This is a genomic window from Curtobacterium sp. MCBD17_019 (assembly GCF_003234555.1).
GTDB lineage: Bacteria > Actinomycetota > Actinomycetes > Actinomycetales > Microbacteriaceae > Curtobacterium.
The window spans coordinates 78,674-91,895 of record NZ_QKTT01000011.1; the positions used below are offsets into that span (position 1 = coordinate 78,674).

General features: G+C 72.3%; 15 protein-coding genes. 2 read left to right on the plus strand and 13 right to left on the minus strand.

All coding sequences use genetic code 11. The features are described 5' to 3' along the window. Positions 1–55 precede the first annotated feature (55 nt). The gene (locus DEI82_RS11370; RefSeq protein ID WP_111036817.1) at positions 56–439 is read right to left on the minus strand and encodes a PLD nuclease N-terminal domain-containing protein; all 384 of its coding nucleotides are present in this window, start codon (positions 437–439) and stop codon (positions 56–58) included. Positions 440–539: 100 nt separating this feature from the next. Between DEI82_RS11370 and DEI82_RS11375 the strand changes: the two genes are divergently transcribed. Further along, positions 540–872, plus strand: a complete 333-nt coding sequence (locus DEI82_RS11375) for a DUF4229 domain-containing protein (protein ID WP_111013548.1) — start codon at positions 540–542, stop codon at positions 870–872. Between the two features lie 116 nt (positions 873–988). Here DEI82_RS11375 and DEI82_RS11380 read toward each other — a convergent pair whose 3' ends face one another. From DEI82_RS11380 to DEI82_RS11395, 4 genes are read right to left on the minus strand one after another with little or no spacing between them, the layout of a single operon-like run. Then, the gene (locus DEI82_RS11380; protein WP_181435191.1) at positions 989–1,948 is read right to left on the minus strand and encodes a 1,4-dihydroxy-2-naphthoate polyprenyltransferase; all 960 of its coding nucleotides are present in this window, start codon (positions 1,946–1,948) and stop codon (positions 989–991) included. A gap of 17 nt (positions 1,949–1,965) precedes the next feature. Then, on the minus strand, positions 1,966–3,141 hold the full coding sequence (locus tag DEI82_RS11385; protein ID WP_111036819.1) for an AMP-binding protein: 1,176 nt from the start codon (positions 3,139–3,141) through the stop codon (positions 1,966–1,968). A 37-nt stretch (positions 3,142–3,178) separates the two neighbouring features. Beyond that, a complete protein-coding gene (locus DEI82_RS11390) occupies positions 3,179–4,108 on the minus strand; it encodes a 1,4-dihydroxy-2-naphthoyl-CoA synthase (protein ID WP_111036820.1) in 930 nt (309 codons plus the stop codon). Positions 4,109–4,156: 48 nt separating this feature from the next. Further along, positions 4,157–4,642 (minus strand): hypothetical protein, encoded by a 486-nt coding sequence (locus DEI82_RS11395; protein WP_146242900.1) that lies wholly within the window; start codon positions 4,640–4,642, stop codon positions 4,157–4,159. Positions 4,643–4,781: 139 nt separating this feature from the next. On the opposite strand from DEI82_RS11395, the gene DEI82_RS11400 reads away from it, so the two are divergent. Next, positions 4,782–5,789: an o-succinylbenzoate synthase gene (locus tag DEI82_RS11400; protein WP_258368507.1), complete on the plus strand. Its 1,008-nt coding sequence runs from the start codon at positions 4,782–4,784 to the stop codon at positions 5,787–5,789. Positions 5,790–5,816: 27 nt separating this feature from the next. Here the strand turns inward: DEI82_RS11400 and ccsB are convergent, their stop codons facing one another. The 8 genes from ccsB to DEI82_RS11440 all read right to left on the minus strand — a co-directional run bounded on the left by ccsB (position 5,817) and on the right by DEI82_RS11440 (position 13,152). After that, complete coding sequence (gene ccsB, locus DEI82_RS11405; protein ID WP_111027036.1) at positions 5,817–6,800, minus strand: c-type cytochrome biogenesis protein CcsB; 984 nt, start codon at positions 6,798–6,800, stop codon at positions 5,817–5,819. Between the two features lie 103 nt (positions 6,801–6,903). Continuing rightward, positions 6,904–7,251 carry an ATP-dependent DNA ligase gene (locus DEI82_RS11410; RefSeq protein ID WP_111009419.1) on the minus strand — a complete coding sequence of 116 codons (348 nt, stop codon included), beginning with the start codon at positions 7,249–7,251 and terminating at the stop codon, positions 6,904–6,906. A gap of 3 nt (positions 7,252–7,254) precedes the next feature. Next, positions 7,255–7,590, minus strand: a complete 336-nt coding sequence (locus tag DEI82_RS11415) for a hypothetical protein (protein WP_111009418.1) — start codon at positions 7,588–7,590, stop codon at positions 7,255–7,257. A gap of 101 nt (positions 7,591–7,691) precedes the next feature. Then, entirely contained in the window at positions 7,692–9,440 is a 1,749-nt protein-coding gene (locus DEI82_RS11420; RefSeq protein ID WP_375334629.1) for a cytochrome c biogenesis protein ResB, read from the minus strand. A 70-nt stretch (positions 9,441–9,510) separates the two neighbouring features. After that, complete coding sequence (locus tag DEI82_RS11425) at positions 9,511–10,209, minus strand: cytochrome c biogenesis CcdA family protein (RefSeq protein WP_111036864.1); 699 nt, start codon at positions 10,207–10,209, stop codon at positions 9,511–9,513. 48 nt (positions 10,210–10,257) lie between these two features. Beyond that, the gene (locus DEI82_RS11430; protein WP_258368505.1) at positions 10,258–10,905 is read right to left on the minus strand and encodes a TlpA disulfide reductase family protein; all 648 of its coding nucleotides are present in this window, start codon (positions 10,903–10,905) and stop codon (positions 10,258–10,260) included. Further along, positions 10,902–11,546, minus strand: a complete 645-nt coding sequence (locus DEI82_RS11435; RefSeq protein ID WP_111036822.1) for a histidine phosphatase family protein — start codon at positions 11,544–11,546, stop codon at positions 10,902–10,904. The genes DEI82_RS11430 and DEI82_RS11435 overlap by 4 nt, the downstream gene beginning before the upstream one ends. Positions 11,547–11,649: 103 nt before the next feature. Beyond that, on the minus strand, positions 11,650–13,152 hold the full coding sequence (locus DEI82_RS11440; RefSeq protein ID WP_111036823.1) for a SulP family inorganic anion transporter: 1,503 nt from the start codon (positions 13,150–13,152) through the stop codon (positions 11,650–11,652). Between the last annotated feature and the right edge of the window lie 70 nt (positions 13,153–13,222).

Sequence of the window (13,222 nt, forward strand, 5' to 3'; positions counted from 1 at the left end):
GTCGGTCGCCGGGCTCCCGGATCCTGCGGGCCGGATCGGGGAATCGCTGCCGGGACTACCGGTCAGGGCGGTCGCCGCCGGGGCCGCCGCTGGCGCCGGGGTCGTCGTCGAGGTCGGCGAGCTGTTGTTCGAGGTGCCGGAGGGTTGCGTCGCTCTGCTCTTTCTCGCTGCGGGTCATCCCGGCGCGCGCGGTGGCGCCGAGGAAGTCCGGGTCGTCGTCCGGCCCACGGTACCGCTGCCGGGGCACCGCCCGTGCCGGGGCCCGCCCGAGCAGGTACCAGAGCACGGCGCCGATGATCGGCAGGACGACGACGAGGACGATCCACAGGGGCTTGTTGAGGGCACGGACCCGATCGCGCGGCACCCATGCACAGTCGATGACGGCGTACACGGTGAACGCAACGGCGGCGACGACGACGCCGATGAGGAACTTCACCATGGACGGAGTGTAGGTCGCTCCGGCTGGGACGCGCCGGGACGTGCACACCGGTCGCCGGACGCTCAGCTCCCGCGTCGTCGCCCGACCGTAGAATCATCGGGTGAAGTCGTGGCTGGTGTACTCCCTGGCGAGGATCGGGATCTTCGCGGTCCTGCTCGCGGTCTTCCTCGTCATCCGGCTGCCGTGGCCCGTGGCGACGATCGGCGCCGCGCTCGTCGGGCTGCTCATCTCGTACATCGCGCTGCCGAAGCTGCGGTGGCAGGTGGCGACCAGCTTCGCCGAGCGGCGACGCGGGCCCGACCACGACGAGGACACCGACTTCGAGGACGACTTCGTCGACGCCGAGGACTCCGCTGCTCCGTCGGTCGACCCGGCCCGGAGCGCTGAGCCGGGCGTCGTCGAGCGTCCCGCGTCGCCCCGCGCCGACGCCTGATCCCGCTGACGCCTGATCCCGCCGGGGCCTGATCCCGCTGGAGCCCGGCCCCCGCTGCCGCAGACCTCCTGGCGGAGGCAGCCGCCCTGGCAGCGACGTCGCGATCGCTGTCCGCCCTAGGGCTGCAGCGCGAGCGCGATGCCGAGCACGATGCCGTACGCGAGCGCCGAGAACGACGACAGCTGCAGCGCCGTGATGAGCTCTCGCGGGCGGTTCGACGTCGCGCCGATGATCGCGGCCGGCAGCGCCAGGAGCAGCGTGAAGTACGTGTAGCCCGTGCGGAAGTACAGCACGACGAACCACACGAGCACGACGTACGGCAGGACGAGGAACAGGACGTACAGGGTCCGCGCGGCGCGGCTGCCGAGCACGACCGCCAGGGTGCGCTTGCCCGCCAGACGGTCCTCGTCGATGTCCCGGATGTTGTTGACCATGAGCACGGCGCATGCGAACAGCCCGGCGGCGACCGCCGCGGCCCAGGCGTTCAGGGTCACGTGGTGGATCTGGACGAACTCGGTCCCGAGCACCGCGACGAGGCCGAAGAACACGAACACGAAGACCTCGCCGAGCGCGTTGTACCCGTACGGCCGCTTGCCGCCCGTGTAGAACCACGCGGCCAGGATCGCCGCGGCGCCGACCGCCAGGAGCCACCAGAGCCCGGTGAGCACGACGATCACGACACCCGCGACCGCCGCGAGCCCGAAGAACGTCAGCGCGACGGTGAGCACCGTCCGCGGACGCGCTCTGCCGGAGCCCGTGAGCCGCGCCGGGCCGACGCGGTAGCGGTCGGTGCCGCGGACGCCGTCGGAGTAGTCGTTGCTGTAGTTCACCCCGATCTGCAGGAACAGGGCGACCGCGAGGCACAGCAGCGCGATGCCGAGGTCGTACCCACCGTCGACGTACGCGACGGCGGTCCCGAGCACGACCGGGACGACGCCGAGCGTGAGGGTGCGGAGCCGGGCGCCGCCGATCCAGTCGCGTGCGGTCGCCTTCTGAGGGCGCCCGACCGGTCGGCCACCGGGCCGTCCGGATCGGCGCTTCGACGTCGGTCGGGGTCCCTTGCCTCGTTGTGCCACGGCCACCGATCGTATCGTCAGGTGTCCATCGAGCCGCTGGGAGCGGCGTCGGCGGCGAGCCGCTGCACCGCGCGTCGGTCCGGCTTGCCCGTCGGGAGCATGGGCACGGCGTCGACCACCACGACGGCGGCCGGCCGGGCGGCACGACCGAGCACGGCGCCGACGCGCTCCCGGAGCACCGCGACCTCCACCGCGACGTCGGTCACGACGACGGGCACCTCGCCCCAGCGGTCGGAGGCGCGGCGGGTGACGACCGCGCCGGACTGGCCCGGGGCCTCCCGGACGACCCGTTCGACCGCGCCGAGCGCGACCTTCTCGCCGCCGGAGATGACGACGTCGTCGAGGCGGCCGACCACACGCACCGTGCCGTCGGCCGCGATCTCGGCGGCGTCCGCGGTGCGGTACCAGCGGAGCCCGTCGCCCTCGACGAACGCGGCGGCGGTGCGCTCCGGGTCGTCCAGGTACCCCTCGGCGAGCATCGGACCGGACAGTTCGAGGCCGCCGTCGACGAGCCGCGTGCGGACCGGGCCGAGCGGGACACCGTCGTACACGCAGCCGCCGCTCGTCTCGCTCGCGCCGTAGGTGGTGACGATCCGGGCACCGGCGGCACGCGCGCGGTCGCGCAGCGCGATCGGGGTCGCCTGTCCCCCGACGAGCACCGCGTCGAGCCCGGCCAGCGCGGCGGTCGCACGGGCATCGTCGAGCACGCGTGCCAGCTGCGCCGGGACGAGCGACGTGTACCGGCGGTCGGCGTGCAGGCGGTCGACCGCGTCGGCGAACGCCGTCGGGTCGAAATGCCCGGGCGGCACGACGACGGGGCTGGTGCCCGCGGCGACGGAGCGGGTGAGGACGTTGAGACCGGCGATGTAGTGCGTCGGCAGCGCCAGCACCCAGCCGCCCGGGCCGCCGAGCGCCGCGTCCGCCGCCGCGGCGCCGGCCAACAGCGCCTCGGACGACAGCGCGACCCGCTTCGCGGCGCCGGTCGATCCGCTCGTCTCGACCACGAGGGCGACCCGACGCGGCACGACGGCGGGCGGTGTGGAGGACGTCGGGTCCGACGACGACGGCACCGACACCGACCGGGGCGACGGCGTCCGCGGCAGGATCGCCGGCCCGCCCGACAGCGCGGACTCGAGCGCCCGCAGCACGTCGAACGGGTCGTCGGTGGGGACCGGGAGGAGCGGCCGCGTCATCGGTGTCGGCTCACCGCCGTCACGCCCCACCGATGCATCAGTAGTGCCACGGGTACGCGGTCCACTCCGGCGTGCGCTTCGCGAGGAACGCGTCACGCCCCTCCACGGCCTCGTCCGAGGCGTACGCGAGCCGCGTGGCCTCGCCGGCGAACACCTGCTGCCCGACCAGGCCGTCGTCGACCGCGTTGAACGCGTACTTGAGCATCCGGATCGCGGTGGGTGACTTGCCGAGGATGGTCTCGCCCCACTCGATCGCGGTCCGCTCGAGGTCCGCGTGCGGGACCACGAGGTTCACCGCGCCCATCTCGTAGGCACGCTGGGCGCTGTACTCCCGGGCGAGGAAGAAGACCTCGCGCGCGGCCTTCTGGCCGATCTGCCGGGCGTAGTAGGCGCTGCCGTACCCGCCGTCGAACGAGCCGACGTCGGCGTCCGTCTGCTTGAACCGGCCGTGCTCCGCGCTCGCGATGGTCAGGTCGCACACCGCGTGCAGGGAGTGCCCACCGCCGGCCGCCCAACCGGACACGACCGCGATGACGACCTTCGGCATCATCCGGATGAGGCGCTGGACCTCGAGGATGTGCAGGCGGCCCATCGACGCCTGTGCCGCCGCCGGGTCCACGCCCTCGGGCGGGGCGCCCTCGTCGCCGACGTACTCGTAGCCGCTGCGGCCGCGGATGCGCTGATCGCCGCCGGAACAGAACGCCCAGCCCCCGTCCTTCGGGCTCGGTCCGTTGCCGGTCAGGAGCACGCAGCCGACGCGGGGGTCCTGCCGGGCGTCGTCGAGCGCGCGGTACAGCTCGTCGACCGTGCGCGGTCGGAACGCGTTCCGGACCTCGGGACGGTCGAAGGCGATGCGGACGATCCCGCCCGACACGTGCTTGTGGTACGTGATGTCCGTGAACGACGCGGCGATCGGCGCCGCGTCCCAGACGTCGGGATCGAAGGTGTCGGAGACGGGTGCAGCCATGCTCCGAGCCTATCCGGCGGCCCCGACCGGCTTCAGCCTCGGCCTCGGTCAGCTGCCGAACTGCGTGAGCACCTCGGGCGCCGCCACGACGAGGACGACCACGATGACGACGGGGTTCGCGGCGAACGCGATGAACACCGCCACAACGCCGTACCAGCGGCCGAGACCGCCCACCGCGGCGACGAACCCGAGCACCGCGGCGATCACGGTGAGGAACACCACCACGAAGCAGATCCCGCCCGCGAAGTCGACCTCGCCGCCCATGAAGACGGCGAACGCACTCGCGTCCACCGCCACACTCGCCACGGCCAGGGCCAGCCCGACCTTGCCGACGACCGGGCTCCGGCGGGCACGACTGGGCGACCGGTCGACGTCGACCGTGTTCGTCCGCAGCAGCTGCGCGAACTCGTCGGACCGGTCGACGGCCCGCACCCCACGGCCGCCGTCGGGAGCGACACGACGCGTGGACGAGGCGGGTCGACGGCCTCCGGTGCGCTGCTGCGACTTCGGCGTCACCGGCTCTCCCCGCGTCATCTCCGACCGTTCCCGGTCGTTCCCGTCCCTGGTTCGCGCGACCCGGCGGCCGCTCGACCTGAGGATGCTAACGGCCGGAACTGGCGGTCGCCTCCGAGCCCACGGCGCGGCACCTGAGCGCGCCTGGGAGGATCGGGGGGTGACGACCGTGACTCCCCCACCCACCGCTCCGATCCCCTCGATCGACGAGCTCCTGGCCGCCGCGCACGTCGTGGCGCTGCCCATGCGTGTCCGGTTCCGCGGGATCACGGTGCGCGAGGCCATGCTGCTGCGTGGCCCCGAGGGCTGGACCGAGTTCTCGCCGTTCGTCGAGTACGACGACGCCGAGGCGGCCGCATGGCTCCGCGCCGCCGTCGACTTCGGCTGGCGACCGCATCGGGCGGACGCCGACACCGTGCCCGTCAACGCGACCGTGCCCGCCGTGCCCGCGGACGCGGTCCCCGACGTGCTCGCCCGCTACCCCGGGTGCCGGACGGCCAAGGTCAAGGTCGCGGAGCCGGGCACCGGCCTCGCCGACGACGTCGCCCGGGTCCGTGCGGTCCGGGCCGTGATGGGCGACGACGCCGCCGTGCGCGTCGACGCGAACGGACTGTGGTCGGTCGACGACGCCGCGCGGGCGCTCGAGGCCCTCGCGCCGTTCGGCCTGCAGTACGCCGAGCAGCCGTGCGCGACCGTGCCGGAACTCGCGGCGCTGCGACGGCGTCTCCAGGGGCTCGGCGTCGCGATCGCGGCCGACGAGAGCGTGCGCAAGGCAGAGGACCCGCTCGCCGTCGCGCGCGCGGGTGCCGCGGACGTCCTCGTCGTCAAGGCGCAGCCCCTCGGAGGGATCACCGCGGCGGGGCGCGTCGTCGCCGAGGCCGGGCTGCCGTGCGTCGTCTCGAGCGCGCTCGACACGTCCGTCGGGATCAGCATGGGCGCGCACCTCGCCGCAGCGGTGGCGGCTGACGGGTTCGCCTCGGGACTCGGCACCGCCGCGATGTTCCGGGGCGACGTCACGGCCCGGCCGATCCTGCCGCAGGACGGGAGGATCGCGGTCCGTCGCGTCGACGTCGCGCCGGACCTGCTGGAGCGCCACGCAGCCGCGCCCGACCGCCGCTCCTGGTGGATCGAGCGGCTGCGTCGGACGCACGCAGTCCTCACCGCGTGACGGGACGGGCAGGCGTCCCGCGCTGCCTCACAGTCCGGAGTAGCTGTGCAACCCCTTGAAGAACAGGTTGACGACCGAGAAGTTGAACATCACGGCCGCGAAGCCGATGAGGGCCAGCCAGGACGACCGCGCACCCCGCCATCCACGGGTCGCGCGCGCGTGGATGTACCCGGCGTAGATCACCCAGATGATGAAGGTCCAGACCTCCTTGGTGTCCCACCCCCAGTAGCGGCCCCAGGCACGCTCGGCCCAGATCGCGCCCGCGATGAGGGTGAAGGTCCAGAGCACGAACCCGACGAGCAGCACGCGGTAGGTCATGACCTCGAGCCGGTCGGCGTCGGGGAGGGTCTCCATGAAGCGGAGCTGCTTGACGTCGCCGCCGCGGCCCTGCCGGTAGGTCTGCACGAGCTGCGACACCGCGAGCCCGGCGCCGAGGGCGAAGAAGCCCGTGCCGCAGATCGCCACGAACACGTGGAGGACGAGCCAGTACGACTGCAGCGCCGGCGGGAGCGGCACGACGTCGACGTAGAAGTTGACGGTCGCGATGCCGAGCAGGATCAGGACGAGTCCGCTGACGAACACGCCGAGGAACTTCAGGTTCTGCCAGAACTGCACGGCGAGGAAGATCGCGACGATGATCCCGGTGCCGGTGAGCGAGAACTCGAACATGTTCGCCCACGGCACGCGGTGCGCGGCGACACCGCGGAGCACGATCGACCCGACGTGGATCACGAGCCCGAGCACCATCATCGCCATGCCGACGCGCTCGAAGCGGCTGCCCGACCGGGGCCGGTCGACCGGCGCCTCGACCCGCTCGAGCACGACCGTGCCGCCCTGGACCGTCGCGACCGTCCGCGCCTCGGCCCGCTGTTCCTGCCGCGCCGAGCGCTCGAGCTGCACGTCCCCGGACCGCTTGGCGACGTCGAGGATGAACGAGATGAACGCGATGAGGTACACGGCCATCGCCGAGTACACGAGGACGACCGAGTACTGCGCGAGGTCCGAGGTCATGTCGTTCACGCCCTGATGGTACCGCGCGCCCCTGACCCTGCCGGGGCCGGGGCGGTCGAGCGGCCGCAGTCTGAGCGGATCCGCACCGCGGGCGTCCCCCGGTTCACACCGCTCCGGTCGACAGCTCGGGCCGCCGCGTCTGCGCCTCGCCCTCCGGGGGTTCCGCGAGCAGGTACAGGCCCGTCCCGCTGCCCGCCGCGTCGTCGAGTGCCGCGATCCACGCCCGGTTGAGGCGCGGAGGTCGGCCCCCGATGAACTTGAAGTGCAGCTCGCAGTACGGGTGCAACCAGATCGTGGTGCGGCCGTCGCCGACGCGGACGTCGTCCTTCCACGAGAACGCGAAGCTGTCCCCGCGTCGCAGCCGGTTCACGATCACGACCTGCAGGTGCGCGAGCGTGCGGTCCTCGATCTCCATCCCGAGGCGCATCGCGCCGTACGTCAGATGTCCCATCGATCAGACCTCCTCGTCGCCCGGGGCGACGATGTCCTCGAGTCGTGTCGTGATGGGCTGCGGCTCGCGCAGGAGCATGATCCGCCGGCGGATCTCCGTCACCGTCTCGTCGTCGACGAGTTCCTCGCCGTCCGCGTCCGGGACGTCCGAGAGCACGATCTCGCTCGCCGGCCCGACGAGGAGCGACACGTGCACCACCGACCCGTCGGCGGCTCGGGCCGGGATCCGCACGGGCTCGGCCGTGGCCTGGTGCGCCAGCTCGGCCGCGTAGTCCACGACGGCATCGGCGATGGCGTCCCCCGTCAGCACGTGGGCGTCGCTGTAGTCGATCGAACGCATCGGGCCTCCTCCGGGTCGATGCAACCAGGACCCGCCCGTGCGCCGGTACGGGCCGAGCACGACCCGCACCGCCGGCGTCCCGATCGGGACGCCAGCGCGCGTCAGGTCAGCGAGGCCGCCGCCGTCGGCGCCACCCCGAGTCCGGCCGTGTGCCGCTCGGCGATCTCGTCCACCGCGCGCTCGAGGTTCGGGTCCTCGCCGCGCGCCAGACCGGCGTACTCGAGGTCGAAGCCGTCCTCGCCGGGGCGGCCGACGGCCTTGACCCACACCCGCCGACGCGGCACGAACAGCGAGGTGAGGAGTCCGGCGACCGCGAGGATCGCGAACCCGGCGACCCACAGCTGCGAGGCGTCGTGGTGGACGTCGAGCGAGACGTACCGCTTGACGCCGTTGAAGGTGATCGAGCCGGTGCCGTCGGGCAGTCGCTTCGTCTGGCCCGGCTCGAGCTCGATCGCGCCGTGCGCCGCCGTCGTCCCCGCGATCTGCCGCAGCCCCTTCGTCGAGAGCTGGTACACGGAGCGCGGGACGCCGTCGTCGAGGCCGAGGTCGCCCGTGTAGACCTGCAGGCTCAGCAGCGGGTTCTCGGTGTCCGGGTAGTTCGACGTGTAGGCGCCCGTCGCCTGCTTGACCGCGGTGGGGTAGAAGAACCCGACCATGCCGAGCTGGTCCGGCTGCGCGTCCGGGACCTTGACCACGCCGAGCGAGGTGTAGTTCGTGTCCTGCGGCAGGAACGGGACCACGTCCTCGAACGCCACGTGCCCGTCGCCGTCGCGCACGGTGACGTCCATCGCGTACCCGTTGCCGAGCAGGTACACGTTCGTCCCGCCGATCGACAACGGGTCGTTCACCTTGATGGTGCGCTTGGTCGCCGCACCGCCCTTGGTCCGGGCGGTCACGACGGCCTTGTAGTCCGTCGCCTGACCGAGCGCGTTGAGGTTCTTCTGCTCGTACGTCGTCGTGAAGTCGTCGAGCGTCAGGTTGTAGCCGTGCAGCTGCGACTGGCTGAACCAGCGCCCCGGGTTGAACGAGTCGTACGAGCCGAGCACGTTCGAGAACGTCTGGCCCTCGACGAGGAGCCGCTGCCCCGTGTAGCTGAACCCACCACCGATGCCGACCGCGAGCAGGACACCGACGAGCGCGGTGTGGAACACGAGGTTCCCGGTCTCGCGCAGGTAGCCGCGCTCGGCGCTCACCGAGTCACCGAAGCGCTCCACCCGGTAGCCGGACCGCTTGAGGAGCGTCATCGCGCTCGTCACGGCGGTCTCGGCGGTCGGGAGGGCCGGAGCCGGGCCCGTCGCGGACCCCCCACCCGTGACCGTGGTCGGGTCGACCGCGATGCGCTGGTACCCGGCGAGGCGCCCGAGGCGGACCGGCGTGCGGGGCGGGCGGGTCCGGAGGGCCTGCCAGTGGTGGCGTGTCCGCGGGATGATGCAGCCGATCAGGGACACGAACAGCAGGAGGTAGATCGCGGAGAACCACACCGAGGTGTAGGTGTCGAACACCTGCAGCTTGTCGAGGACCGGGTACAACGTCGGGTGGTCGACCTGGTACTGCGTCACGCCGTTCGGGTCGGCCGTGCGCTGTGGCACGAGCGACCCGGGGATCGCGGCGAGCGCGAGCAGCATGAGCAGGAACAGCGCCGTGCGCATGCTCGTCAGCTGGCGCCAGAAGAACCGGACGTAGCCGAGGAACGACAGCGCGGGCTGGTTCACCCCGCCGTCGTCGCCGCCCCCACCGCCACCGCCGCCGGTACCGCCACCACCGGTGCCGCCCGACGTGGGGGCGGCGTCGACGTGGTCGGACGGGCGCATCGGATCGCCGACGATCGTCGTGCCGTCGGCCTCGTCCATGCCGGCGGAGGCAGCCGTGGACGTGCGGTCCGTGACCGGAACCGCTGCGGCGATCCGGTCCTCCCGGGTGTCAGACGAGCGGGACATAGCTCTGGATCACCGCCCCGACGCTCGACATGATGGCCGACCAGAGTCCGGTGACCATGAGCAGACCGATGACGATCAGGATCGCTCCTCCGATGACGTTGACGAGGCGGATGTGGCGCCGGACCGTGCGGAGGGCGCTCGACGCCCACCCGGCGCCGAGCGCGACGAGCAGGAACGGGATGCCGAGTCCGATGCAGTAGGCGACGCCGAGCCACATGCCCTGCCACGCGCTGCCGGCCTGCACGCTGAGCAGGTTGATCGCGGCGAGCGTCGGGCCGAGGCACGGGGTCCAGCCGAGGCCGAACACGACGCCGAGCAGCGGCGCCCCGACGAGGCCCGTGGCGGGCGACCAGGACGGCTTGACGGTGCGCTGCAGGAACGTGAACCGGCCGACGAACACCAACCCCATGGCGATGACGGCGACCCCGAGCACCTGGGTGATGAGGTCGCGCCAGCGCACGAGCCAGAAGCCGAGCGCGCCGAACACGGTCGTGTACGCGACGAAGACGACCGTGAACCCGAGCACGAAGAACAGGACGCCGAGCAGGACGCGGCCACGACGTCGCCCGACCTCGGTGACGCCACCGACGTAGCCGAGGTACCCGGGCACGAGCGGCAGCACGCAGGGCGACAGGAACGACACCAACCCGGCGAGCGCCGCGACGGGCAGTGCGACGGCCATCTGACCGCTGAGGATCGCGTCGGAGAAGGGGTTGCCGCCGGTCACGGGTCAGGCGTTCCCGTTGAGCTCGTCGCTCACGAGGGTGTCGATGATGCTCGACGAGTCGACCGCACCGAGGACGCGCGCGGCGACGCGTCCCTGCTTGTCGAGCACGATCGTGGTGGGGACGGAGTTCGGGGCGATCGTGCCCGAGAGGGCGAGCTGCATGGTCCCGTGGTCGGCGTCGAGGACCGAGCCGTACGCCGTCCGGAAGGTGCGCTCGAACGCCTGGGCGGTCGGCTTCCGGTCGCGCACGTTGACCCCGACGAACGCGACGTCCTTGCCCTGGAACGTCCCGTACGACTGGTTGAGGTACTTCGCCTCGGCGCGACAGGGCGGGCACCCGGCGTACCAGAAGTTGAGGACGACGACCTTGCCCTTGAGCGCGGCACTCGACACGTGGTCGCCGTCGTCGGTGGTGGCCGAGAAGGTCACGGGCGCGCTCCGCTTGTCGGCGGCGACCTCGGTCACCGCACCGTCGCCGGAGATGTAGTTCTGCGTGGTGCCCTTGCCGTACTGGTTCGTCAACTGGTCGTTCGAGCTCGACGAGCAGCCTGCGAGCGCGAGGGCCGCGACGACGGCACCGGTGATCGCGACGGCGAGGCGGGCGCGGGTCGAACGGCGCCGCGGTTGGACGGTCGTGCTGGTGGTGATCACACTGCTCCCATGTCGACGGCTCCGGCCCGGAGCGGACCCGCGGGATCGGCGTAGCCGACCTCGACGAAGCGCCCGCCACGGCGTTCCACGCTCGTGATGCTCGACAGCGCGCACCGACGGGCACGCGGGTCGTGCCAGAGGTGCTCGCCGGCCAGCCGGCGGTGCACCGTCCAGATCGGGAGCTGGTGGCTCACGAGGACGACGTCACCCCCGTCGATGCTCCCCCACGCGGTCTCGAGCGCGGCCGTCATGCGGTTCGCGATCGACGCGTAGGCCTCGCCCCAACTCGGCCGCAACGGGTTGGCGATCCACGGCCACTCCGTCGGCCGGGCGACCGACCGCCGCGTGAAGCCGGGCGGCTGGCCCTCGTAGCGGTTCGTCGGCTCGATGAGCCGCTCGTCGAGCCGGACGTGGAGGTCGTACGCCTCGGCCCACGGCGCGGCCGACTCCTGCGTCCGCTGCAGGGGCGATGCGACGACCGCACGGACGTCCACACCGGCGTCGACGAACGACCGCGCGGCGGCCTCGGCCATGCGTCGGCCGAGCTCGCTCAGCCGGAACCCCGGCAGGCGTCCGTACAGGACGCCATCAGGGTTGTGGACCTCGCCGTGACGAACGAGGTGCAAGCGGGTCGCGGGCATGGCCTCCAGTGTAGGTCGGGCGGCGCGTCCACCTCCCACCCAGTTCCCGCACGGGTATGCGGAACCGCTCAGCAGCGGCGTCCGGGAGGCCCGGGCGGGCCCGTCAGGACAGGTGGCCCGACAACCGCGTGTGGATCCGCAGCGACCGGGTGTCGAGCCCCACCACCTCGACGGTCGCACCGTGCATCGCGTACCGCTGCTCGATCGCGTCCAGCGCGGCGACCGTCGACGCGTCCCACACCTGGGCGCCGGCGAGGTCGATCTCCACCCGTGCCGGGTCCTCGGCGTACGAGAACCGCGTGGGCAGATCGCTCGACGAGGCGAAGAAGAGCGCGCCGTGCACGCGGTAGCGGACGAGGTCGCCACGGACCTCCCGCTCGACGGACACGACGTGGGCGACCCTCCGGGCGAACACGAGCGCGGACACGACGACGCCGATGAGCACTCCGGTGGCGAGGTTGTCGGTGAACACGACGACCACGACCGTGATCACCATGACGCCCGTCTCCCCGAGCGGCATCCGGCGGAGGGTCCGCGGACGGACGCTGTGCCAGTCGAACGTCGCGACGCACACCATGACCATGACGGCGGTGAGCGCCGCCATCGGGATCTCGGCGACCACCCCGCGCAGGGTCACCGTCAGCACGAGCACCGAGACGCCGGCGACGAAGGTCGAGACGCGGGTCCGGGCCCCGGCCGTCTTCACGTTGATGACCGTCTGGCCGATCATCGCGCAGCCGCCCGTGCCGCCGAAGAACGCACTGACGACGTTGGCGATGCCCTGCCCCCACGACTCGCGCCACCCGCTCGACCGGGTGTCCGTGAGCGCGTCGACGAGCTGTGCGGTGAGCAGGGTCTCGATGAGCCCCACGACCGCCATGCCGAAGGCCGTCGGGGCGATGATCCGCAGCGTCTCGAGGTCGAGCGGCACACGGATCCCGGCGAAGGTCGGCAGCGACGACGGCAGCGCGCCCTTGTCCCCGACCGTCGGGACGTCGACGTGGAACAGCAACGTGAGCGCGGTGACCACGATCACCGCGATGAGCGGGGCGGGCACCGCCTTCGTCAGGAGCGGGAACGCGATGATGATCGCGATGCCGAGCGCCGTGAGCGGCCAGACGACGAACGGCACGCCACGACCGAACAGGTTCGGCAGCTGTGCGGTGAGGATGAGGATCGCGAGCGCGTTGACGAACGCGACGTTGACGCTCCGCGGGATGAACCGCATGAGACGAGCGACGCCGAGGAAGCCGAGCACGAGCTGGAACACACCGCCGAGGACGATCGTCGGCACGAGGTACGCGATGCCGTGGTCCCGGATGAGCGGCGCGACGACCAGCGCCACGGATCCGGCCGCCGCGGAGACCATGGCAGGACGACCGCCGACGAACGCGATCACGACCGCGATGACGAACGACGAGAACAGGCCGACCGCCGGGTCGACCCCGGCGACGATCGAGAACGAGATCGCCTCGGGGATCAGGGCGAGCGCCGTCACGACGCCAGCGAGCACCTCGCGCGTGAGCAAGCGCGGCGACCGCAGCGCCTGCAGCACGGAGTGGGCGACGGGTGCCGACGGACCGGACTGGACAGCTGCGGAGGTCATCGGCGACCACCTTACGGGCGGGCGTGAGCGCTCACCACGGCGTCCGACGCGGGACGGGGGCCGCCCGCTA

Bases quoted from the DNA above. Each gene is read 5' to 3' on its own strand.
- DEI82_RS11370 (WP_111036817.1), bottom strand. From the start codon at position 439: ATGGTGAAGTTCCTCATCGGCGTCGTCGTCGCCGCCGTTGCGTTCACC.
- DEI82_RS11385 (WP_111036819.1), bottom strand. From the start codon at position 3,141: ATGACGCGGCCGCTCCTCCCGGTCCCCACCGACGACCCGTTCGACGTG.
- DEI82_RS11390 (WP_111036820.1), bottom strand. From the start codon at position 4,108: ATGGCTGCACCCGTCTCCGACACCTTCGATCCCGACGTCTGGGACGCG.
- DEI82_RS11395 (WP_146242900.1), bottom strand. From the start codon at position 4,642: ATGACGCGGGGAGAGCCGGTGACGCCGAAGTCGCAGCAGCGCACCGGA.
- ccsB (WP_111027036.1), bottom strand. From the start codon at position 6,800: ATGACCTCGGACCTCGCGCAGTACTCGGTCGTCCTCGTGTACTCGGCG.
- DEI82_RS11410 (WP_111009419.1), bottom strand. From the start codon at position 7,251: ATGGGACATCTGACGTACGGCGCGATGCGCCTCGGGATGGAGATCGAG.
- DEI82_RS11415 (WP_111009418.1), bottom strand. From the start codon at position 7,590: ATGCGTTCGATCGACTACAGCGACGCCCACGTGCTGACGGGGGACGCC.
- DEI82_RS11420 (WP_375334629.1), bottom strand. From the start codon at position 9,440: ATGGACGAGGCCGACGGCACGACGATCGTCGGCGATCCGATGCGCCCG.
- DEI82_RS11425 (WP_111036864.1), bottom strand. From the start codon at position 10,209: ATGGCCGTCGCACTGCCCGTCGCGGCGCTCGCCGGGTTGGTGTCGTTC.
- DEI82_RS11435 (WP_111036822.1), bottom strand. From the start codon at position 11,546: ATGCCCGCGACCCGCTTGCACCTCGTTCGTCACGGCGAGGTCCACAAC.
- DEI82_RS11440 (WP_111036823.1), bottom strand. From the start codon at position 13,152: ATGACCTCCGCAGCTGTCCAGTCCGGTCCGTCGGCACCCGTCGCCCAC.